This window comes from Xanthomonas sp. JAI131 (assembly GCF_013410075.1).
In the GTDB taxonomy this organism is placed as follows: Bacteria; Pseudomonadota; Gammaproteobacteria; order Xanthomonadales; family Xanthomonadaceae; genus Xanthomonas_A; species Xanthomonas_A bonasiae.
In genome coordinates, this window is record NZ_JACCCN010000003.1 from 58,272 (window position 1) to 77,934 (window position 19,663).

Annotated in this window: 22 protein-coding genes; 13 read left to right on the forward strand and 9 right to left on the reverse strand. The window is 70.8% G+C overall.

What is annotated here, in order from left to right; translation table 11 throughout:
* Positions 1-3 precede the first annotated feature (3 nt).
* From HDC36_RS13315 to rlmM, 6 genes are all read left to right on the forward strand, one after another.
* Positions 4-747 (forward strand): AraC family transcriptional regulator, encoded by a 744-nt coding sequence (locus HDC36_RS13315; RefSeq protein ID WP_179568221.1) that lies wholly within the window; start codon positions 4-6, stop codon positions 745-747.
* A gap of 70 nt (positions 748-817) precedes the next feature.
* Complete coding sequence (locus tag HDC36_RS13320) at positions 818-1,771, forward strand: DMT family transporter (RefSeq protein ID WP_179568223.1); 954 nt, start codon at positions 818-820, stop codon at positions 1,769-1,771.
* Positions 1,772-1,972: 201 nt separating this feature from the next.
* Positions 1,973-2,206 carry an STN domain-containing protein gene (locus HDC36_RS23500; RefSeq protein WP_338123743.1) on the forward strand — a complete coding sequence of 78 codons (234 nt, stop codon included), beginning with the start codon at positions 1,973-1,975 and terminating at the stop codon, positions 2,204-2,206.
* A gap of 61 nt (positions 2,207-2,267) precedes the next feature.
* Positions 2,268-2,648 carry a hypothetical protein gene (locus tag HDC36_RS13330; protein ID WP_179568227.1) on the forward strand — a complete coding sequence of 127 codons (381 nt, stop codon included), beginning with the start codon at positions 2,268-2,270 and terminating at the stop codon, positions 2,646-2,648.
* Complete coding sequence (locus HDC36_RS13335) at positions 2,648-3,208, forward strand: nucleoside deaminase (RefSeq protein ID WP_179568229.1); 561 nt, start codon at positions 2,648-2,650, stop codon at positions 3,206-3,208. The genes HDC36_RS13330 and HDC36_RS13335 overlap by 1 nt, the downstream gene beginning before the upstream one ends.
* Before the next feature lie 34 nt (positions 3,209-3,242).
* Positions 3,243-4,283: a 23S rRNA (cytidine(2498)-2'-O)-methyltransferase RlmM gene (gene rlmM / locus HDC36_RS13340; protein WP_179569387.1), complete on the forward strand. Its 1,041-nt coding sequence runs from the start codon at positions 3,243-3,245 to the stop codon at positions 4,281-4,283.
* A 179-nt stretch (positions 4,284-4,462) separates the two neighbouring features.
* On the opposite strand, the gene HDC36_RS13345 is transcribed toward rlmM, so the two are convergent.
* The gene (locus HDC36_RS13345) at positions 4,463-5,578 is read right to left on the reverse strand and encodes a Gfo/Idh/MocA family oxidoreductase (RefSeq protein ID WP_179568231.1); all 1,116 of its coding nucleotides are present in this window, start codon (positions 5,576-5,578) and stop codon (positions 4,463-4,465) included.
* 133 nt (positions 5,579-5,711) lie between these two features.
* On the opposite strand from HDC36_RS13345, the gene HDC36_RS13350 reads away from it, so the two are divergent.
* From HDC36_RS13350 to HDC36_RS13365, 4 genes are all read left to right on the forward strand, one after another.
* Complete coding sequence (locus HDC36_RS13350) at positions 5,712-6,626, forward strand: SMP-30/gluconolactonase/LRE family protein (RefSeq protein WP_179568233.1); 915 nt, start codon at positions 5,712-5,714, stop codon at positions 6,624-6,626.
* A 96-nt stretch (positions 6,627-6,722) separates the two neighbouring features.
* Positions 6,723-7,445 (forward strand): hypothetical protein, encoded by a 723-nt coding sequence (locus HDC36_RS13355; RefSeq protein WP_179568235.1) that lies wholly within the window; start codon positions 6,723-6,725, stop codon positions 7,443-7,445.
* Between the two features lie 49 nt (positions 7,446-7,494).
* Positions 7,495-7,905 carry an EF-hand domain-containing protein gene (locus HDC36_RS13360; RefSeq protein WP_179568237.1) on the forward strand — a complete coding sequence of 137 codons (411 nt, stop codon included), beginning with the start codon at positions 7,495-7,497 and terminating at the stop codon, positions 7,903-7,905.
* A gap of 139 nt (positions 7,906-8,044) precedes the next feature.
* Complete coding sequence (locus HDC36_RS13365) at positions 8,045-8,362, forward strand: hypothetical protein (RefSeq protein WP_179568239.1); 318 nt, start codon at positions 8,045-8,047, stop codon at positions 8,360-8,362.
* Positions 8,363-8,504: 142 nt separating this feature from the next.
* Here HDC36_RS13365 and HDC36_RS13370 read toward each other — a convergent pair whose 3' ends face one another.
* The 8 genes from HDC36_RS13370 to HDC36_RS13405 are packed head-to-tail and all read right to left on the reverse strand — an operon-like array spanning position 8,505 to position 17,086.
* A complete protein-coding gene (locus HDC36_RS13370; protein ID WP_179568241.1) occupies positions 8,505-9,683 on the reverse strand; it encodes a UbiH/UbiF family hydroxylase in 1,179 nt (392 codons plus the stop codon).
* Positions 9,680-10,894, reverse strand: coding sequence for a 2-octaprenyl-6-methoxyphenyl hydroxylase (gene ubiH, locus HDC36_RS13375; RefSeq protein ID WP_179568243.1), 1,215 nt, complete (start codon positions 10,892-10,894; stop codon positions 9,680-9,682). Before ubiH ends, HDC36_RS13370 begins: the two co-directional genes overlap by 4 nt.
* Before the next feature lie 51 nt (positions 10,895-10,945).
* Positions 10,946-11,368: a type IV pilin protein gene (locus HDC36_RS13380; RefSeq protein WP_179568245.1), complete on the reverse strand. Its 423-nt coding sequence runs from the start codon at positions 11,366-11,368 to the stop codon at positions 10,946-10,948.
* A 2-nt stretch (positions 11,369-11,370) separates the two neighbouring features.
* Entirely contained in the window at positions 11,371-14,661 is a 3,291-nt protein-coding gene (locus tag HDC36_RS23505) for a PilC/PilY family type IV pilus protein (protein ID WP_179568247.1), read from the reverse strand.
* Positions 14,658-15,197 carry a PilX N-terminal domain-containing pilus assembly protein gene (locus HDC36_RS13390; RefSeq protein WP_241093165.1) on the reverse strand — a complete coding sequence of 180 codons (540 nt, stop codon included), beginning with the start codon at positions 15,195-15,197 and terminating at the stop codon, positions 14,658-14,660. The genes HDC36_RS23505 and HDC36_RS13390 overlap by 4 nt, the downstream gene beginning before the upstream one ends.
* Entirely contained in the window at positions 15,194-16,108 is a 915-nt protein-coding gene (locus HDC36_RS23660) for a PilW family protein (protein ID WP_179568249.1), read from the reverse strand. Before HDC36_RS23660 ends, HDC36_RS13390 begins: the two co-directional genes overlap by 4 nt.
* Positions 16,105-16,584 carry a type IV pilus modification protein PilV gene (pilV, locus tag HDC36_RS13400; RefSeq protein WP_179568251.1) on the reverse strand — a complete coding sequence of 160 codons (480 nt, stop codon included), beginning with the start codon at positions 16,582-16,584 and terminating at the stop codon, positions 16,105-16,107. Before pilV ends, HDC36_RS23660 begins: the two co-directional genes overlap by 4 nt.
* On the reverse strand, positions 16,577-17,086 hold the full coding sequence (locus HDC36_RS13405) for a GspH/FimT family pseudopilin (RefSeq protein WP_255432745.1): 510 nt from the start codon (positions 17,084-17,086) through the stop codon (positions 16,577-16,579). Before HDC36_RS13405 ends, pilV begins: the two co-directional genes overlap by 8 nt.
* Positions 17,087-17,509: 423 nt before the next feature.
* Between HDC36_RS13405 and HDC36_RS13410 the strand changes: the two genes are divergently transcribed.
* The 3 genes from HDC36_RS13410 to HDC36_RS13420 are packed head-to-tail and all read left to right on the forward strand — an operon-like array spanning position 17,510 to position 19,610.
* Positions 17,510-18,094 (forward strand): hypothetical protein, encoded by a 585-nt coding sequence (locus HDC36_RS13410; protein WP_179568255.1) that lies wholly within the window; start codon positions 17,510-17,512, stop codon positions 18,092-18,094.
* A gap of 21 nt (positions 18,095-18,115) precedes the next feature.
* Complete coding sequence (locus HDC36_RS13415; protein WP_179568257.1) at positions 18,116-18,670, forward strand: cob(I)yrinic acid a,c-diamide adenosyltransferase; 555 nt, start codon at positions 18,116-18,118, stop codon at positions 18,668-18,670.
* Between the two features lie 34 nt (positions 18,671-18,704).
* Positions 18,705-19,610: a histone deacetylase family protein gene (locus HDC36_RS13420; protein ID WP_179568259.1), complete on the forward strand. Its 906-nt coding sequence runs from the start codon at positions 18,705-18,707 to the stop codon at positions 19,608-19,610.
* Positions 19,611-19,663: the final 53 nt, after the last annotated feature.

Below are 19,663 nucleotides of genomic sequence, written 5' to 3' on the forward strand. Positions count from 1 at the left end.
TCCATGTCGCCCGCCCCCACCCTCAGCCTGCGCAGCTACGGCCGCGACGGCCATGCCCACCAGCACGCACACGTGCAGATCGTGTTGCCGCTGCAGGGCGAACTGGAAATCGAGGTGGGCGGACGCGGCAGCCGCCTGGATGCGTTCCGCGCGGCCGTCGTCGCACCGCACACCTCGCACGCGCAGTCGGCACAAGGCGACAACCGCTTCCTGGTGCTGGACTGCGATGCGGCCGGGTTCGACGACCACGCACTCGAACGCCTGCAGCGCGCGCCCTTCCTGGACCTGACGCCGCAACTGCAACGCCTGCTGGCCTCGCTCGACCCCGTGCAGCACGGCACCGGCACCGGCGCTGCGGCCTGCGCAGCCCTGGCGCTGCGCCAGCTGCGCACGCAGCGCCGCGCATGGGCGCGGCTGCAGGAACTGTGCCTGCGCATCGAGCACGCCCCGGGCCAGCCGTGGCCGGTGGAGCGCATGGCGCAGGCCGCGCACCTGAGCGTGAGCCGCCTGCATGCGCTGTTCCGCGAAGCGCTGGGGCGCACGCCGCAGGCATGGCTGTCGGCGCGGCGGCTGGACTGGGTGCGGCGGCAACTGGCGTACGGCGAGCGCCCGATCGCGCAACTGGCGCTGGACAGCGGCTATGCCGACCAGAGCGCGCTGACCCGCGCGCTGCGGCGCCAGACCGGGCACACCCCTGCCGCCTATCGCCGACGCCATCGGGCGGCCACCGTGGCGCCGGACCAGTAGCCTGGGACAAGCCGGGGCGGCACGCGCAAGCCATGCTGGCGCACTACGCAACGAAGCAACAGGACACGGCATGCGCAAGCGTTTGTGGGCGGGAGTGGGCAGCGGCGTGGCGGCCGGCGCGTTGTGGGGACTGGTGTTCCTGGCGCCGCAATTGCTGGCCGGGTTCTCGCCGCTGCAGCTGTCGGTATCGCGCTACCTGGCCTACGGCGCGGTCGCCGCGCTGCTGCTCGCGCCGCGCTGGCGCGCCGCCACCGCGGCGCTCGGGGCGCCGGAATGGTGGGCGCTGCTGCGGCTGAGCCTGCTCGGCAACATCGTCTACTACGTGTTGCTGGGCAGCGCGGTGCAATGGGCCGGCGGCGCGGCCACGGCCCTGATCATCGGCCTGCTGCCGGCGGTGGTCACCGTGCTCGGTTCGCGCGCGGCCGGCGCGATGCGGTTGCGCCGGCTGGCCGCGCCATGCGCGCTGTGCGTGCTCGGCGTGGCGCTGGTCGCGGCACAGACGCTCGACGCCGCGCACCCGGCGCAGACCAGCGTGGGCACGCGCGCGGCCGGGCTGGCGTGCGCGGTCGGCGCGCTGGCGTGCTGGGCGGCGTATTCGGTCAAGAACGCCGGCTGGCTCGCGCGCCGGCCCGAGATCTCCGGGCGCGACTGGTCGATGCTGACCGGCGTGGTCACCGGCGCATTGGCGCTGACCCTGGCGATCCCCGCGTTCGCGTTCGGCCACGGCCATGCGGCGGCGGACTGGGCGCGGTTCTGGGGCGTGGCGATCGTGCTGGGCGTGTTCGCCTCGGTGATCGGCAATGCCTGCTGGAATCACGCCAGCCGGCTGCTGCCGCTGACCCTGGTCGGGCAGATGATCGTGTTCGAAACCGTCTTCGCGCTGCTCTACGGTTTCCTGTGGGAGGCGCGCTGGCCCACCGCGCTGGAAACCCTGGCGATCGCCTGCCTGCTGGTGGGCGTGCTGTGGTGCGCCTGGCTGCACGCGCCTGCGCCGGTGCGCAAGCCGGATGCAACCCTGGGTTAAGGCACGCCGCCTAGACTTCACGCGTCGTCCCCAGCACCAGGAAATCCCGCCATGTCCGCTGCGTTGCGCACCTCCTGCATCAGCCTTGCGTTGCTCGCCGGGTGCGACATGGCAGCGTCTTCCGCTCCCTCGCAAGCCGCCGCGACGCCCGCACCCGCGCCGGCATCTGCGCCTCCAGCGGCGCAAGGCAAGTGCGACGCCGTGCCCGACCACGATTACGACATGCCGGCCGCACGCTTCGACGAAACCGCACAGCAGCTGGCGCATGCCACCGGTTGCGGCATCGTCTACGACGACCAGTCGCTGTCGCCGGTGCAGGTCAATGCGGTGAAGGGCCGGATCAGCATCCGCCAGGCGATCCACCAGGCCATCGACGGCACCGCGCTCCAGGTCAAGCAGGAAACCGCCGATACGATCGCCGTCGGCCGCCGCTGAGTTGCCGGCGCCGCTGCCATGCGCGTTAGGATGGCAGCGGTCTCTCGCACGGAAGGTCGCCATGTCCACTCGTCTCGCGCTGTTGCTGTGCTGCCTGTGCCTGTTCGCCGGCACCCTCGTCTTCAGCGGCTGCGCGCGCAGCGAAGGCGCCAAGCCCGCCGCGCCCGGTTTGCCGGTGAAGGTGGACACCAGTTGCCGCAGCGACGCCGACTGCGCGGTCAAGGACGTCGGCAACTGCTGCGGCGCGATGCCGGCCTGCGTCAACCGCGATAGCCCCACCGATCCGCAGGGCGTGATGGCGCAATGCCAGGCCAGCGGCCGCATGAGCGTGTGCGGCTCGCGCGCGATCAGCGGCTGCCAGTGCGTGGCCGGGCAATGCAGCGCCAAGGGCGCGCAAGCCGATACACTGCGCGACCCCCAGCCTGCCGAACCCGTCCGCTGATGCTCTACGCGCAAGTCCACCTCACCCTGCCCGCCTGGATCCACGAGGCGGTCGATCCGCAGGCGGTCTATCCCGGCGATGCCGACAAGGTGGCGCTGGCGGTGGAACTGTCGCGGCTGAACGTGGACGCCGGCAGCGGCGGTCCGTTCGGCGCGGCGGTGTTCGGCCCGGACCACCGCATCATCTCGGTCGGGGTGAACCGGGTGGTGCCACAGACCACGTCGCTGGCGCACGCCGAGAACATGGCCTACATGCTCGCGCAACAGCGCCTGCAGACGCCGCGGCTGAACGCGGCGCTGTCGCCGGTGACCCTGGCGACCTCGGCGCAACCGTGCTGCCAGTGCTACGGCGCCACCATCTGGGCCGGCATCGACCGCCTGCTGATCGGCGCCAGCGCCGAGGACGTGATGGCGCTGACCCCGTTCGACGAAGGCCCGCTGCCGGCGGACTGGATCGGCGAACTGGAGCGCCGCGGCATCGAGGTGGTGCGCGGCCTGCATCGCGACGCCGCCTGCGCGGTGTTGCGCCGCTACGGCGAGCTCGACAGCCCCCGCTACTGACCGCCGCCCGGCGAAGGCTTCCTCCATGTCCTCCCTGAACGGCCTGCTGTGCTACTGCCGGCAAGGCTTCGAGCCCGAACTGGCGGCCGAACTGAACGATCGCGCCGCGCGCGCCGACCTGCCGGCCTATGCGCGCACCGAACGCAACAGCGGCTACGCGCTGCTGGTCTGCGAGACCGCCTTGCCGCCGCGCGCGTTGCCGTGGCGCGGGCTGATCTTCGCGCGGCAGAAGCTGCGCCTGCTGGCCGAACTGCGCGAACTGGACCCAGCCGACCGGATCGCGCCGATGCTGCAGGCGCTGGCCGGGCACAGCCGCTTCGGCGACCTGTGGGTGGAGCACCCGGATTCGGACGAAGGCAAGCAGCTGTCCGGGCTGGCGCGCAGTTTCGGCAATGCGCTGCGTCCGGCGCTGCGCAAGGCCGGCCTGCTCAGCGACAAGCCGCAGCCGAAGCTGCCGCGCCTGCACGTGTGCTTCCTCGCCGGCACCCACGCCTTGCTGGCCGTCGCCGACAGCGACGACAGCGCGCCGTGGCCGCTAGGCATTCCGCGCCTGAAGCTGCTATCGGAGGCGCCCTCGCGCTCGGCGCTGAAACTGGAAGAAGCGCTGCTAGCGCTGCTAGCGCCGGAAGAGCGCGAGGCGCTGCTCAAGCCGGGCATGCGCGCCGCCGACCTCGGCGCTGCGCCCGGCGGCTGGACCTGGGTGCTGACCCGCCAGCACCTGCACGTGACCAGCGTCGACAACGGCCCGCTGCGCCAGCACGTACTCGACAGCGGCCTGGTCGATCACCTGCGCGCCGACGGTTTCCACTGGAAGCCGCCGCAGGCGCTGGACTGGATGGTCTGCGACATGGTCGAACAGCCGCGCCGCGTCGCCGAACGCATGGGCACCTGGTTCCGCGAAGGCTGGTGCCGGCACGCGATCTTCAACCTCAAACTGCCGATGAAGAAGCGCTGGGACGAGACCCAGCTGTGCCTGGACCTGTTCGCCGAACGCGCCGAGCGCCCGCTGCAGATCCGCGCCAAGCAGCTCTACCACGACCGCGAAGAGATCACCGTGCTGGCGATGCCGGCCTGACGTTGCGGGCGCCCACTGCGCCCGCCAACAGCGCCTCCTGTAGGAGCGGCTTCAGCCGCGACCGGGCGTTACCGGCGAGATCCTGTCGCGGCTGAAGCCGCTCCTACAGGAAATCGAAATAGCCGCGAGGAAAAGCGCCCAGGCATCGGCCGACTGCGGCCAGCAACCACGCGCCACCGCTACAGCACGATCCGCTTGCCACCCTCGCGCGCCGAACGCTGGATCGCGTCGATCACGCGCATGTCGCGCAGGCCTTCCTCGCCCGGCGCGCGCAGCGGCGTGCCGTCGAGGATCGCCAGCGCGTCCTCGTCCATCTGCAGCGCCTGCTGGTGGCGCACCTTCGCGTCGAACACGCGGCCGTCGCTGGCGCTGCCGCGGATGCCGTCGTAGCTCTGGAACGGCGCCAGTTCGTACCAGCCGCGCTCGCACTCGGCGCGCAGCCGGTTCATGCTGCGGCCGAAGCTGGTGGCGCAGTCGGCGAGCACTTCGTGCGGGAATTCCAGCTTGAACTGCATGTGTTCGTCGACCTCGTCGAACAGCGCCGGCCGGTCGGTGGAACGGTGCGCGCTGACCGCCAGCGGTTCGGCGCCGACCGTGTAGCGCGCCGCATTGAGCGAATACACGCCCATGTCGTACATCGCGCCGCCGCCGAACTGCGCGCGCAGCCGCCACGGCCGCTGCGCCGGATCGGTGTCGCCGTAGCCGTTGTAGCCGGCCTCGGCACGCACCGTGCGCAGCGCGCCGAACGGGCGCTCGCCGGCCAGCGCGATGATCCGCCGCGTGTTCGGCTCGTGCTGCATGCGGTAGCCGATGCTCAGCCGCACCTTGTTGCGCGCGCAGGCGGCGATCATCGACTGCGCCTCGTCGGCATGCATCGCCATCGGCTTCTCGCACCACACGTGCTTGCCGGCGGCGGCCGCGCGCAGGCTCAGCGGCGCGTGCAGAGAGGTCGGCGTGACCACATAGACCACGTCGATGTCCGGGTTGTCGGCGATGCGCTCCAGGTCGTCGTAGCTGTAGACGTTGCGATCGGGAATGCGGTAGCGCGACTGCCACTGCGGAATCTTGTGCGGCGAGCCGGTGACGATGCCGGCCAGCCGGCAGTGCCTGGTCAGCGCAAGGCCCGGCGCCAGGCGCGTGCTGGCGTAATCGCCCAATCCGACCAGCGCCACCCCCAGCGGTTTCTTCGGCTTGCCGCGCGGGGCCGCCAACAACGGCGATCCCAACAGGCCTGCGCCCGCGGCGGACAACCCGGCGAGCAGCACACGGCGACGATTCGGCGAGGACAGCGACATGCGGATCTCCCTGGCGGCCGGACACGGACCGCCCGAACCTTAACGCATCCAGCGCCCGGCGTTGTGAGCGCCATCCCGGCGCCGCCGGCACCTCTGGCACACTGCCCGGCCCTGCACCGCTTCGAGTCTGTCCATGTCCATTCGCCTGCCGTTTCCCGCCGCTGCAGGCATTGCGCTGCTGCTCGCCTGCACCGCGGCCTCCGCAGCGAACGCCGACCTGTTCCGCGCCCGCGACCTGATCGGCGACGGCGTGTTCACCCACGGCATCGAAGGCCCGGCGAGCGGCCCGGACGGCGCGCTGTACGCGGTCAACTTCGGCCACGAGGGCAGCATCGGCCGGGTCAGCGTCGCCGCCGATGGCCGCGCGCAGGCGGCGTTGTTCGTGGACCTGCCCGCGGGCAGCATCGGCAACGGCATCCGTTTCGACCGTGCGGGGCGCATGTACGTGGCCGACTACGCCCAGCACCGCATCCTGCGCATCGCACTGACCAGCAAGCGCATCGAGGTCTATGCCACGCTGCCCGGCGCGTTCCAGCCGAACGACATCGCGATGGCGCCGGACGGCACCCTGTACGCCAGCGACCCGGACTGGAAAGGCAACGGCGGCCAGCTGTGGCGCATCGACCGCGACCGCAGCGCGCACCTGATCGAGACCGGCATGGGCACCACCAACGGCATCGAGGTCAGCCCCGACGGCAAGCGCCTGTACGTCAACGAGAGCGTGCAGCGCAAAGTGTGGGTCTACGACCGCGCCGGCGACGGCACCCTGTCCAACAAGCGCCTGCTGCTGGCGTTCCCCGATTTCGGCCTGGACGGCATGCGCTGCGACGCCGACGGCAATCTGTACCTGGCCCGCTACGACGCCGGCAAGGTGCTGGTGCTCGATCCCGCCGGCAGGATCCTGCACGAGATCGCCACCAAGGGCGCCAAGCCCACCAACGTGGCCTTCGGCGGCAAGGACGGACGCGACGTGTACGTGACCCTGCAGGACCGCGGCGCGATCGAGACCTTCCGCAGCGATCGCCGCGGGCGCGAATACGGACGTTAGTCCATACAATGGCGCTGGGATGCGCATCGCATCGTCGTCTCAGTCCACGCAATCGCGGTCGGGCATCCTGCCTGCACTGACTGGAGAGCCGCGCACATGCAGCCGATCGAACTGAAAGACCCGGCCGGCTTCGCCGACGAATTCCTGCGCCTGACCCTGTTGCAGGGGTTCCAGTCGCTGACCAAGCGCGACCTGGAGTTGCTGATCTTCGTGCTGCTGGAACGCGACGGCGCGATCTCGCGCAGCGACTCCAACAACGCGGTGGCGCTGCGCCTGCGGGTGACCCCGGCCAAGGTGAAGGGCCTGCGCCGCGACGGCTATGCGCGCTGGCGCGCGCTGGTGCCCGAAGACGGCGACGCGGCCCTGGAGCGCATCGTGGCGACGGTGCTCACCGAAGACAATCTGCGCGCCGGGGCCAAGCACGTCAGCGAACGCAGCAAGAAGGAAGGCTTCCTGGCGATCCGCATCGAGCATCCGGACGACCAGCAGCGCTTCGAGCAGGCCATCGTCGATGTGGGTGCGATGCCGGTGTACGAGCGCAACCGCGACGTGGTCGCGGTGCGCTTCGACACCTTGCTGAAGATCGCCGAGCGCTGGGGCTACCTGCAACCGGAACCGGAGAAGGTGGTGCGCGAGCTGGAAAAGCTCACCCCGACCGCCGAGGAAGTGGCGGACCTGTTGAAGAAGGACGTGGGCAAGCTACGCTGGGAGGACGTGCGCCGCGCGCTCAACAGCCTCGGCGCCAAGGCCATCGCCAGCACCGCCGAGGGCGGGCTGAAGGGATTGCTGAAACTGGCGTTCCCGTTCATTCCTGGCTGAGCCTGCCCGCGCCGTCCCATCATTCGAACCATCGGAGTCCGTTGTGTCCATGCACTGCCGTTCGTCCCTCGCCGCCTGTCTGCTGGCCGCCGCCATCGTCCCGGCCGCCGCGCAGAACCTCAACCCGACCTCGAGCGTCGTCACCGAGCCGTTGCGCGACGTGCCGGCGAGCATCGTGCAGGCGCAGCCGCTGAGCAGCGGCGAGGTGACCCACCAGGTGCGGCTCGAGGTCCCGCATGGCCAGGCGCCGGTCACCGTGCGCACGCTCCAGCCCGACACCGTCGCCGGCAACTACCGCATCGACTTCGACGCGCTGGACAGCGACCACGACGGCTACATCAGCCGCAGCGAAGCGCAGGCCAACCCGGCGCTGGCCGACGAATTCGATTCGCTGGATCCGCAACGGCGCGGGCGCCTGAGCCGCGAGCAGCTGGCCGGTTGGTTGCTGCCGCCGTCGTAAGCGGCGACCGCGGCGGCGGCGAGTGGAAACCGGCGCTAAACGCCTTCGGTGGACATGTGTGGCGAGGCGCTTTTTTCAAATCCGCTTAATTTCGCCAGGCCTATGTTCATGGCTCCTTTCCCACCACAGGAGTCGTGCCATGAAATCTGTCGTTGCTCCACTCTTTCCCCTCGCGCTCGGCCTGCTGAGCATCCCGACGCTGGCACTGGCCCAGTCCGGCGGCAATAGCGTCACCCTGCAGGACAAGGGCCAGACCGTGCAGGTCACGTCGGTCGAACCGAACTCGATCGTCGGCCAGTACCGCATCGACTTTTCCGCCCTCGACAAGAACCACGACGGCTATATCAGCCGCGCCGAGGCCAAGGCCGACCCGACCCTGGCGGCGGAGTTCGACGCGGTGGACGCGCATCACCGCGGCCGCCTCAGCAAGCAAGACCTGAAGGGCTGGATCCAGTGACCGTTGCAACCGCCGGCGCTGCTGCGCCGGCGGGACGCCACACCGCGCACGCACCACCGACCAGGCCGCGCCTGGCGCGCGTCGCTTCGGGTGCGCCAATCGCACGGCACTGGCGCTAGCGCGCAGCACCCGGTGCGCCGCGCTACACCCCCGAAGCGCGCTTCCAGAACCCGTGCATCAGCAGCGGCAGCTTGCCGGCCAGGCCCAGCAGCGGGCCGCGCAGCAGGGTCAGATGCATCTCGTCGTTGGAGAACAGCCGGTTGATCGCATCGAAGCCGTAGGCGGCCACGGTGTTGTCGCTGCGGCGGCCGCGCGCCCAGCGCGCCAGCCGGTGCGGCGCCGACCAGTCGACCCGCCGCGCCTGCGCCTGGCGCACCTGCGCGGCCAGCGCGGCGACGTCGCGCAGGCCGAGGTTGACGCCCTGCCCGGCCAGCGGATGCACCACGTGCGCGGCATCGCCCAGCACCAGCAGGCGGCCGCGGTGGTAGTCCTCTACCAGCTGCCGGCGCAGCGGGAAACCGAGCCGCGGCGACAGCGCGCGCACCGCGCCCAGCCGCGCGCCGAAGGCCTGGGTCAGCTCGGCGCCGAACGCGGCGTCGTCCAGCGCCAGCACTCGCGCCGCCTCGGCCTCGGGCAGCGTCCACACGATCGAACTGCGACCGTCGGCGAACGGCAGGAACGCCAGCGGGCCGCCGGGCAGGAAGCGCTGCCAGGCGGTGTCCTGGTGCGGCACTTCGGTGTGCACGAAGGCGACCACGCCGCGCTGGCCGTAGTCGTGCGCCGGCGCGTCCAGTCCGGCCAGGCCGCGCAGCGTGGAATCGGCGCCGTCGGCGGCGATCGCCAGGCGCGCGTCGAGCCGGCTGCCGTCGTCCAGGCGCAGGCGCACGCGCTCCTCCGCCAGTTCCACCGCCTCGACCCGCGCCGGACAGTGCAGTTGCACTCCGGCCGCCGGCAGCGCCGCCCACAGTTGTTCGACCAGCAAGGCGTGCTCGACGATCCAGCCCAACTGATCGCGGCCCAGCGCATCGGCATCGAAGTCCAGCTCGCCGCCGCCACCGGCATCCCACACGCGCATGCGCCGGTAGGCCTGTGCGCGCCGCGCCAGCACCTGCGGCCACACGCCCAGCGCCTGCAGCAGCGCGGCGTTGTCCGGGGCGAACGCGTACACGCGCAGGTCCGGCTCGGCCGGCGACCAGCGCGGCGGCTCGCGGCCCTCGACCAGGGCCACCGCCAGGCCTTCGGCGGCCAGCGCCAATGCGCAGGCGGCGCCGACCACGCCGCCGCCGACCACCACCACGTCCAGCACGCCGCGCCGGCTCATGCCGTCGCCTCCCGGCACAGCTGCGGCACTTCGCCGCGGAAGCCCATCGCGCCGCCGACCAGGAACGACTGCAGCGGTGCGGCCTGCGCGGCCGCCAGCAGGCCCAGGCTGCGCAGCGGGCGCAGCAGCGGCGCAGGGTTGGCGGTCAGCCGCGCCAGCCCGCCGGAGAAGGTCACGGTGCGCTGGCGGTCCTGTTCGCGGCGCTGCGCGTAGTGCTGCAGCAGCGCCGGCGCGCCCGGATCGGCGCGGTCGCGCTCGATCAGTTCGGCCAGGGTCAGCGCGTCGCGCAGGCCCAGGTTGAAGCCCTGCGCACCCAGCGGGTGCAGGGTCTGCGCGGCGTTGCCGAGCAGCACCGCGCGCGCATCGGTCAGGCGCCCGGCCAGCACCTGCACGATCGGGTAGGCGCTGCGCTCGCCGCTGCCCAGCAGGCGGCCGACGCGCCAGCCCAGCGCCTCCTGCAGGCGCTGCAGCCAGGCGGCCTCGTCGAGCGCGGCCACCGCGTCGGCCTGCTCGGCGGCGACCGCATGGATCGCGCCGTAGTGGCGGTCGCCGCGCGGCAGCAGCGCGGTCGGGCCGTCGTCGCGGAAGCGCTCGTAGGCGGTGCCGTCGGGCTGGCGGCTGCCGCGCACCCGCGCCACGAACAGGGTCTGGCCGAAATCGTGACGGGCAGCCTCGATGCCCAGCGCGCCGCGCACCGCGCTGGCGCTGCCGTCGGCACCGACCAGCAGGCGCGCCTGCAGCACCTGGGTGGCGCCGTCCTGGGCGATGCGCAGCTGCCGCAGCGACGCGTCTTCGCCCGGCTCCAGCGCCAGGAACTGCGCCGGCCGGTAGCGGCTGACATGGGTCGCCTCGGCCAATCGCGCCTCCAGCGCCTCGCCGAAGTCGCGCGCCACCACCACCTGCCCGAACGCCTCGCGCCCATAGTCGGCCGCGTCCAGCCGCACCCGGCCGAAATCGCCTTCGCGGCTGACGTGGATGCGCCGGATCGGGCCGGTCGGCGTGCGCAGCCGCTGCATCACCCCGAGCGCCCCCAGCGCGTTGACCGTGGCCGCGGCGAAGCTGAGATTGCGCTGGTCGAACACCGGCGGCAGCGCGCCCGGCGGCGCGGCCTCGATCAGGCCCACGTCCACGCCCAGGCGGTCCAGCGCGATGGCCAGGCTGGCGCCGACCAGGCCGCCGCCGACGATCACTACGTCATGTCGTTTGCTCATGCGGCCATGATACGACCGCCGCCGTCAGACCACGAACACGCCGCCGTTGCGCTACCAGCAGCTGCCGGCACTGGCGCTGCCGGTCGCGCTGCGCGTCCCGGTCTGGTCGATGCCCAGCGCGGCGCAGGCGGTATCGGCGACGGCCTGGCCGGCGAGCGGGGTGGCGACGATCTTGAACGCGGTGGCGCTGGGCGTGCCGCTGAAGGCGACGCTGTAGAAATTGGAGACCGCTTCGCACTGCGCCGGATCCGGCGCGTCGGCATAGGTCATATTGGTGGTGTAGTAGCGCTCCATGAACTGGGCGCGCTCCTGCAGGCAGGCCGCCGCCGTGCGCCGCCGCGACGTGACAATCGAAGCGGTGTAACTGGCATAGGCGATCGCCGCCAGTATCCCGATCACCGCGACCACGATCATCAGTTCGATCAGGGTGAAACCGGCGATCCGCCGCCGCTGGGGGTGCCGCTGGCGCTGCATGCTCATTTCTCCTTGATGACCTCGCGCCAGGACACGCGGCTCGGGCTGATCGCCGACGTGGCGAGGCTGGTGCTGGTACCGCTGGAGTCGCTGACCACCAGTTTGCCGTTGAGCAGCGCCGCCACGCTGGCCATGCCGCCGCTTATCGCCACCGAACCGACCGCGACGCTGGCGCCGGCACTGGTGGTGAGCGTGTCGTTGCTGGTGCTGCCGTTGCCGTCCAGGTCGAAATACCCGGTCTTGGTGCTGGTCCCGGTGAATGCGCTGATCGCGTTGACGTAGCTGGTGCCGTTGGACTGGCAGGCGCTGCTGCTGGGAATGATGCTGCTGAACACCAGGGTCGTGCCGGAGATCACCGGAGTGCCGACGACGCGCTCTCCCTGCGGGTTGCTGGCGTCGGTCAGCAAGTCGAGCGACCAGCCCTGCGACCCGGCCGGCAACGCGGCATAGCTCTGGAAGCCACGCACGCTGTAGCCGGAACTGGTGGTGCTGACCGCGATGCTGCGCGCGGTCAGGCCGCTGCGCGCCACGGTGGCGCCGGCGTCGATGATGCCGTACATGGTCTGCACCGAGGTGTCCTGCAGGTCGCTCTTGACCAGGTAGCGGCCGGTGCCGAAGAACACCCAGGTGGCCGACGTGCCGGGATCCTCGGCGACCAGCACGCCGCCGGTGATCGGCTGCGCCACGCCGGCGCTGCTGGTTGCGCTGAACAGCGCCGCCGCGCCGTTGCCGACCGACCAGGACGCGGCGGCGCTGGCGGACAGGTCGAACTTCCAGACATGTCCTTGCAGATCCCCCGCATACACATAGTCCACCGTGCCGCTGCCGTCCGCATCCCAGCCGGTCGGGGCGAACAGGCCGTTGCTGGTGGCGGTGGTGGTCCCGCCGCTGCCCGTGTCCAGCTCCCGGATCAGCGCACCGGTGCTCAGGTTGTAGACCAACAGCACGGCATGGCCATTGCCGCTGTTGATGCCGTTGCCGGTCACCAGCGCGGTCACGCCGTTGTTGAGCTTGGCGATGAACGGCTGGCCGAGCACCTGGCCCATGTTGCCGGCGGAGGTTTCCGTTTTCTCCCACAGCACGGAGCTGGCCGAGAACGCGGTCGGGCTGCTGACATCCAGTGCGTACAGGCCTTTGCCGCCGCGCCCCAGGGCGCCGACCAGGATGTTCCTGCCGCTGGTCTGGGTCCGCGTGGAGGCCACCACCGGACCGTCGACGAAGAACTGGTGCGTGTAGTCGGGATCGGCGAGCGTGGCCAGATCGCGCATGGCCAGCGCCCCGGGCACGTAGGCGAACAGCTCGGCGCCGGTGCTGGAATTGAAGGCGTGCAGCATGCCGTCGTTGGCGCCCACGTACACGGTGCCGGTATCGCCGACGTAGGCCGGCGTGGAATCGACGATGTCGCCGAGCACCGTGCTGCGGTTGCGCAGCGTGCCGCCGTTCTGCTTCTCGTTGCTCTGGTCGCCGCGCAGGTAGCTGGCGATATCGGCACCGCCGAGCGCGGTCTGCTGGGTGGTGGTGGGAAAGCTGGCGCCGGCCGCGTTCTCGTAGGTGACGATGGTGCGCGCGGTGGCGGCCGGCATGCCCGCCGTCGCCAGCCAGGACGCACTGCTCGCGTTGCAGGTGCTGACCGTGGCCGCGCAGGCGAGCAACTGTCCGCTCCAGGTGCCGGAGACGTACAGCGCCGAGAACAGCTGGGTGCTGTTGCTGAGGCTGGTGGAGGTGGCGCTGATGTTGGATCCGGAGCCGGTGCGCTCGGTGATCGCGGCCAGTGCCGACTGCAAGGCGGTGACGAAACTGTCCGGATTGCTGGCGACCACGAACGAGCCGTGGCCGTTGACCGTGGCATGCCACAGGTCGTCGATGTTGACGATGGTGTTGTTGACCGGCTTCGGCCAGGACAGGGTGCCGGCGGTGATCGCCGCCAGGTCGGTGGACGGATCCAGCGTGCCCGCCGCACCGATGGAGATGCCGAAGGTGACCATGTGCTGCCAGAACGCCGGATCGTCGCTGTTGGTCGGCACGATGTTGGACAGGTCGCTGCGCAGGTCGTTCTTCCAGTAGCGCATCGCCACGTCGGCCAGCGTGTCCGCATAGGCGCTGCTGTAGGGACGCGCCGGGGTGTAGGTATAGGTATTGCCGCTGGGTCCGCTGATCGTCGACCCGCTGGCGTTGTCCTGCTCGCCGGCGGCCGGGGTGTAGCCGGATTCGTTCCAGTAGCCGTCGGTGGTGAGGATCGCGAAGTTCTGCCGGCACGCGTATTGGTTGGTGTCCGACTCCGGGCCGTACGAGCCGGCGGACGTGGTGCTGCTGAAGTAGGTTCCGGCCGAGGCCAGCGCGCCGCGCAACGGCGTGCTGTCGCTGGCATTGGCGCTGTACAGGCGGTCGTACCACAGCGTGCGGTTGTTGTTGGCGCCGGTGGTCCCGTTCGGGTCGACGAACAGTCCATCGTTGTTGTTGACCGGGATCGGATACGCATTGGTGATGTAGTTGCTGGACAGCGTATGCAGTTGCCGCGCCCAGATGGTGCGGAATCCGACCCGCACGTTCGAGCCCAATTCGCTGAACGCACGCCCGGCCGAGGCCTTGGCGACCTTGTTGCGGGTACGGAAATACGAGTACCAGATCGCGAAGTTGCTGCGCTCGGCGGCCTCGCTGCGCCCGGTCGGCGTAGTCCTGACGCAGTTGCGCCAGCCGCTGCCCGACGTGGAGGTGGCGCAGCCCATCGAGGAGGCGCCGGCAGGCGTGTTGGCGGCGCTGTAGGTGGTGTACTCGCTGCGGTAGATCGCCCCGCTCGTCAGGATCTGGTAGCGGTAGTAATTGGCGCCGTTGGCCAGATATACCGCCGTATCGGTGCTGGCCGTGTTCTTGGGGACGTAGAAGGTCTGTACGCTCGCATACAGGCTGGTGGTACTGCCGGAGGCGGATTCCAGGCTGCTGTAGACGCTGTCGTAGCTGGTGCCGCCGGTCATTTCCGTGCCGGTCGAGTCCACCCATGGTGCATAGCTGGTGGCCGGGTTGTAGTAGATGGTATTGCGCGCATAGGTCTTCGATGCGACGTCGGACACGGTGCTGGTCGCCGGCACGCTGTCCGGCATGTAGGTGTAGTCCATGGACCCCGAATCGTCGAGGATGAACAGGATGTTGGGCGCCACCGTGGTGTCGGTGATGAGCGGATTGTCGGGAAGCTCCAGGCCGCTGGTCGCCGCCGAGGCAGGCATCGAGACCACCACAGGCAGGCACAACAGCGTCAGACCGATGCGGATGCCGCGCACGCGCGCCATTGCGCTCATTTGGCCACCAGGTAGTTGGTTTGCAGGATCACCGCGGCGCGGTCGTTGCCGGCGCTGCGCGCAGTGATCCGGTAGCGCCGCATGTCGCAGTTGGCATCGGTGGACGCGGTGGATTTGGAGGTGGTGCAGTTCGGCCCGTAGGCGCCGTCGCCCATGTACTCGACGATGTAGCTGGTGGTGATGGCCGCATCGTTGTTGCCGGTCTTGCTCGCCGTCGCCCAGCCGCCGAAGCCGCTGTCCAGCCAGCGATCGGTCGCGCCCGCGAGCGGCGTGGCGCACACGCCGCCGTTGCACCCGCTGCTGGGCACGCTGATGCCGGCGGAGATCGCGGTCTCGGCGATGCGCAGCGCCGACTCGGCCGACTGGAACTGGCGGGTGCGATCGAGCAGATTCGCGCTCATCCGTTCCTCCAGCGCGGTGCTGCGCAGCACCGCCACCGCGAGCAGCGACATGATCAACAGCAGGATCAGCGCCACCAGCAGCGAAATGCCGCGTTGCGGCGCGGCGCCCGGGACCGGGGTTTTCGGCATGTTCATCCGCCGCGATTCCTCAGGCCGACCACGTGCACCAGCGATCGCTGCAGCACCTTGCCGTCGCTGCCCACCTTGTCCGGGCTGTCCACGGTCAGCGCGATGCGCACCGCGACCACGCTCGACCAGTCGCTGACCGCCGCCGCATCGACATAGCCGCTCGCACCGCTGACCAGGTAGCTCAGCGCCATCGCCGACACGCCCTGCGCCACCTCTTCCTGCTTCAGCGCTCCGGCATACAGGCGGCTGCGGTACAGCGAGGTGCTGCCGTTGCCGTTGTAGGCGACATACCAGCGCAGCGCATTGAAGCGCGCCACCGCGGCATTGGCGGCATAGCTGATGGTGCCGGGATGGGAGAGGCTGGTCGTGGCGACGCTGGAGGCGGCGAACACGCTGCTGGTGTTGCCGTCGCACACCAGCAGCACGTCGCCGCTGACGAAATCGTGCACGCTGCCGTTCAAGGTGAAGACGGTGCCGCTGTCGGCGGCGACGGAGGCGACGTAGTCGCTGCCGGAGAACATCTGCAGCGCCGCGGTGCCGGCCACGCGCGCGCCCTTGCCGCTGCCGAAGGCAGGCGTGGCATCGGAAAACTCGGTGCTGGAGGAATAGCCCTTCAGCGCGTCGCCCCAGCGGCTCAGGCTGCCCCACCACGCGCTGCTGCTCAATGTGTTGGTCAAGGCCCGACTGGTACAGGCGCTGCCGCCGGCCACGCGCAGGTCGCGCGACATCAGGTCGAAGGCCGTACGTGCGCTTTCCTGGATGCGGCTCAGGCCTTCGGTGCTGCGGTAGGTCTGCTGGTTGCTGAGGAAGATCCCGATCGCCGCGATCGTCACCATCAGGCCGAGCATCATCCCGACCATCAACTCGATCAGGCCGAATCCCGCCGCGCCCTGCCGCGAACACGCCCGGGCGCTCACAGCTGGGTGCTCATGCTGACGGTGTAGCGCGCCGCGCCGCTGCCGACGCCGCTGGCCGACGCATCGCTGGCGCGGCTGTCGTCCCAGTCCACGGTGACCGTGCACAGGCCGCTGCTGCAGCTGACCGTGCCGCAGGCGCTGGCGCCGACCATGCTGTGCAGCGACTGCATCCACCCGTTCAGGTCGGTGGCGGCCAGCGTGCCGGCGGCGGGCACCGTGCAGGTGCGACTGAGCGCATAGCCTCCGGTCAGGGACACGCTGCGGTTCACCCGCATCGCGTCCAGCAGGGTCGTGACCAGCACCACCGCCTGGCTGCGCTGCATCGCGCTGTGGTTGTTGCGCAGCGCGGTGGCCTGCATCGCGGCGATGCCGAGCAGGCCGATCCCCAGGATCAACACCGCGATCAGCACTTCCAGCAGCAACTCGCCCGCCTGGCGGCGCAGCCCCGGCGTGCGTGGCGGCAAACGCTCACTCATCGGCGGGCACGGCACAGGCCGCCTCGGTATTCTCGCTGCTGATCGCCACCCGGCTGCCGGCCGCGATGCCGATCCGGCGCTGGTTGTTCTCGGGACGGCTGACCGCCATGCACACCGCGATGCTGGCCGCCAGCAGGCCGTTGCTGGCGTCGCGCGCCAGGCCATCGGGATAGAACACGACCGCGGCGCCGTTGTCGTTGACCGCAGGGCTCGCGTGCACCTGCACCGAGGGATTGACCAGGTTCGCCCGCAGCAGCTCGCCGCTGCTGGAGACGCGCACGATCCACCCGGACCAGGCGACGCCAGCGCCGGCACAGCTGCTGCCGTCGCTGCTGCGGCAAAGCGCCACCTTGGCGTTGCGACGCACGGCTTCCGAGCGCGCCAGCTGCAGCGATGCCACCAGTTCGTTGGCCTGCGCCACCAGGCGATTGCCGTTGATCAGCGCGGCGAAGGCGGGAACCGCCATCGCCAGCACGATCGCCAGCACGGCGATCGTCACCATCAACTCGATCAGGCTGAATCCGCCAGCGCACCCGCCGGCCCTGGGCCAGACCTGGCCTTTGGCTCGATACCGCATGCCCCCTCCCCCGTCGATCCACTGTCGCTGGCGGGCGGCAAAGCCCTCCCGCCAGCGAACGACCGGACCGTCTCGTCTTGGATACGAATCGACATGAATCCCACGGCGCCGGCGTACCGCCGCACCCAGCGGCGACACCGCGCCTTGCGAATCTAGTGCCCGGGCGTGGCAGGCCATTGCCAGGATGTGCGCTTGCCGGCAACGCTCTGGCACACGCTCCGCCGCGCTTGTCCGCGGTGCCCGCCACGCCGCAGACCGGCCGCTCCGGCCCGGCGCCCCGATGGCGCGCCACCGCCGCGCGGCGCTTCCAGTAGAATCGGCCCCATCCGCCGCCCGCCGTGATCCGCCATGACCCCTTCCAGCCACCGCCTTCCCGCCCTGCTCCTGCTGGCAGCGCTGCTGGCCGCGACCCGCATCAACCATTTCGGCGCGATTCCGGACGCCTCCTGGGCGGTGTTCTTCGTCGGCGGCTTCTACCTGCGCGGCTGGACCCGCTGGGCGTTCCCGGGACTGATGGCGCTGGCGGTGCTGGTCGACTACCTGGTGATCCGTGGCCAGGGCCTGAGCTTCTGGCAGCACTACTGCGTGTCGCCGGCATACTGGTGCCTGATCCCGGCCTACTTTGCGCTGTGGGCCGGCGGCAGCTGGCTGGCGCGGCGCTACCGCGGCGCCGACTGGCGCGCGCTGGGCCTGACCGCCGCCAGCCTGGTGGTGGCGGTGGCGGTGTGCCACCTGATCGCGCAGGGCAGTTTCTACTGGGTCAGCCGCAGCGTGCCGAACCCGACCGTTTCCGGCTGGTGGCAGAACTACAGCGACTGGCTGCTGCCGTACCTGGGCAGTGCGGCGCTGTACACCGCGCTGGCCGCGGCGGTCCAGGTCGGCGTCGAGCAGCTGGCGCGGCTGGGCCAGCGCGGCCAGCCCGCCGGCCACTGAGCCGGGGCCGGGTCGCCGCCGATGGGCAATCGTCTCTCCAAGATCTATACCCGCACCGGCGACGACGGCAGCACCGGCCTGGGCGACGGCAACCGGGTCGGCAAGGATTCGGCGCGGGTGGCCGCCTACGGCACCGTCGACGAGGCCAATTCGGCGATCGGCGTGGTCCTGGCCTGTGCGCTGGCCGACGACGTCCGCACCCTGCTGACCGCGATCCAGCACCAGCTGTTCGACCTGGGCGGCGAGCTGTGCATTCCCGGCCATGCGGCGATCCACGACGCCGACATCGACGCCCTCGAGCAGCACCTGGACCGCTACAACGACACCCTGCCCGCGCTGAAGGACTTCATCCTGCCGGCCGGCGGCGAGGCCGCGGCGCGCTGCCACCTGGCGCGCACCATCGTGCGCCGCGCCGAGCGCGAGACGGTGGCGCTGTCGCGCCAGGACGCGGTGCGGCCGGAGGCGGTGCGCTACCTCAATCGCCTGTCCGACCTGCTGTTCGTGCTGGCGCGGGTGCTGGCCCGGGCCGATGGCCAGGGCGAAGTGCTGTGGCGCCACGACCGCCGCCAGGCCTGAGCGGCAGCGGCGGCGCGCGGACCGGGCGGCAGGCATGCTGATCTATACCCATCCCGCGTGCCTGGGCCATGACCCCGGCCCGGAGCATCCGGAGCGGCCGGAACGCCTGCAGGCCGTCACCGCGGCGCTGCGCGAGGCCTTTCCCGACCTGCAATGGCGCGAGGCGCCGCTGGCCAAGCTCGGCGACCTGGCCCGGGTCCACGAGCGCGAGCTGATCGACAGCGTGCTGGCCGACATCGACGGCAAGCGCATGCTCGACGTGGACACGGTGATCTCGCCCGGCTCGCGCGCCGCCGCGCTGCGCGCCGCCGGCGCCGGCCTGGCTGCGGTGGACGCGGTGATGCGCGGCGAGACCGACACCGCCTTTTGCGCGGTGCGCCCGCCCGGCCATCACGCCACCGCCGCCACCGCGATGGGCTTCTGCCTGTTCAACAACATCGCCGTGGCCGCCGCCCACGCGCGCGACACGCACGGCCTGGAACGGATCGCCATCGTCGACTTCGATGTGCATCACGGCAACGGCACCCAGGCGATCTTCGAGCGCGATCCGCACGTGCAGTACTTCAGCACCCACCAGTCCGGGCTGTTCCCCAACTCGGGCGGGGTCCACGACCGCGGCGTCGGCAACCTGCACAACGCGCTGCTGCCGCCGGGCAGCGGCGGCTTCCGTTTCCGCAACACCTGGGCCGACCAGATGCTGCCGCTGCTGGACGCGTTCAAGCCGCAGCTGCTGCTGATCTCGGCCGGCTTCGACGCGCATATGCGCGACCCGCTGGCCGACCTGATGCTGGAGACCGAGGACTTCGGCTGGCTTACCGCGGAGCTGCGCGCGCTGGCCGAACGGCATGCGCGCGGCCGCGTGGTGTCGCTGCTGGAAGGCGGCTACGACCTGCAGGCGCTGCGCGAATGCAGCGTCGCCCACGTCGACGCGCTGCGCTGAGGCAGGCCCGGGCGGATGAACCCCGTCCCCCGGCCGGGGGACGTCTTCATTGC

Coding starts and splice junctions, on each gene's coding strand:
- pilV (WP_179568251.1), bottom strand. CDS start 16,584: ATGAGTGAGCGTTTGCCGCCACGCACGCCGGGGCTGCGCCGCCAGGCG.
- HDC36_RS13360 (WP_179568237.1), top strand. CDS start 7,495: ATGCACTGCCGTTCGTCCCTCGCCGCCTGTCTGCTGGCCGCCGCCATC.
- HDC36_RS13320 (WP_179568223.1), top strand. CDS start 818: ATGCGCAAGCGTTTGTGGGCGGGAGTGGGCAGCGGCGTGGCGGCCGGC.
- HDC36_RS13370 (WP_179568241.1), bottom strand. CDS start 9,683: ATGAGCCGGCGCGGCGTGCTGGACGTGGTGGTGGTCGGCGGCGGCGTG.
- HDC36_RS13365 (WP_179568239.1), top strand. CDS start 8,045: ATGAAATCTGTCGTTGCTCCACTCTTTCCCCTCGCGCTCGGCCTGCTG.
- ubiH (WP_179568243.1), bottom strand. CDS start 10,894: ATGAGCAAACGACATGACGTAGTGATCGTCGGCGGCGGCCTGGTCGGC.
- HDC36_RS13380 (WP_179568245.1), bottom strand. CDS start 11,368: ATGCAGCGCCAGCGGCACCCCCAGCGGCGGCGGATCGCCGGTTTCACC.
- HDC36_RS13335 (WP_179568229.1), top strand. CDS start 2,648: ATGCTCTACGCGCAAGTCCACCTCACCCTGCCCGCCTGGATCCACGAG.
- HDC36_RS13405 (WP_255432745.1), bottom strand. CDS start 17,086: ATGGTGACGATCGCCGTGCTGGCGATCGTGCTGGCGATGGCGGTTCCC.
- HDC36_RS13420 (WP_179568259.1), top strand. CDS start 18,705: ATGCTGATCTATACCCATCCCGCGTGCCTGGGCCATGACCCCGGCCCG.
- HDC36_RS13410 (WP_179568255.1), top strand. CDS start 17,510: ATGACCCCTTCCAGCCACCGCCTTCCCGCCCTGCTCCTGCTGGCAGCG.
- HDC36_RS13355 (WP_179568235.1), top strand. CDS start 6,723: ATGCAGCCGATCGAACTGAAAGACCCGGCCGGCTTCGCCGACGAATTC.
- HDC36_RS13315 (WP_179568221.1), top strand. CDS start 4: ATGTCGCCCGCCCCCACCCTCAGCCTGCGCAGCTACGGCCGCGACGGC.
- HDC36_RS13350 (WP_179568233.1), top strand. CDS start 5,712: ATGTCCATTCGCCTGCCGTTTCCCGCCGCTGCAGGCATTGCGCTGCTG.
- HDC36_RS13330 (WP_179568227.1), top strand. CDS start 2,268: ATGTCCACTCGTCTCGCGCTGTTGCTGTGCTGCCTGTGCCTGTTCGCC.
- HDC36_RS13390 (WP_241093165.1), bottom strand. CDS start 15,197: ATGAACATGCCGAAAACCCCGGTCCCGGGCGCCGCGCCGCAACGCGGC.
- HDC36_RS13415 (WP_179568257.1), top strand. CDS start 18,116: ATGGGCAATCGTCTCTCCAAGATCTATACCCGCACCGGCGACGACGGC.
- HDC36_RS13345 (WP_179568231.1), bottom strand. CDS start 5,578: ATGTCGCTGTCCTCGCCGAATCGTCGCCGTGTGCTGCTCGCCGGGTTG.
- HDC36_RS23505 (WP_179568247.1), bottom strand. CDS start 14,661: ATGAGCGCAATGGCGCGCGTGCGCGGCATCCGCATCGGTCTGACGCTG.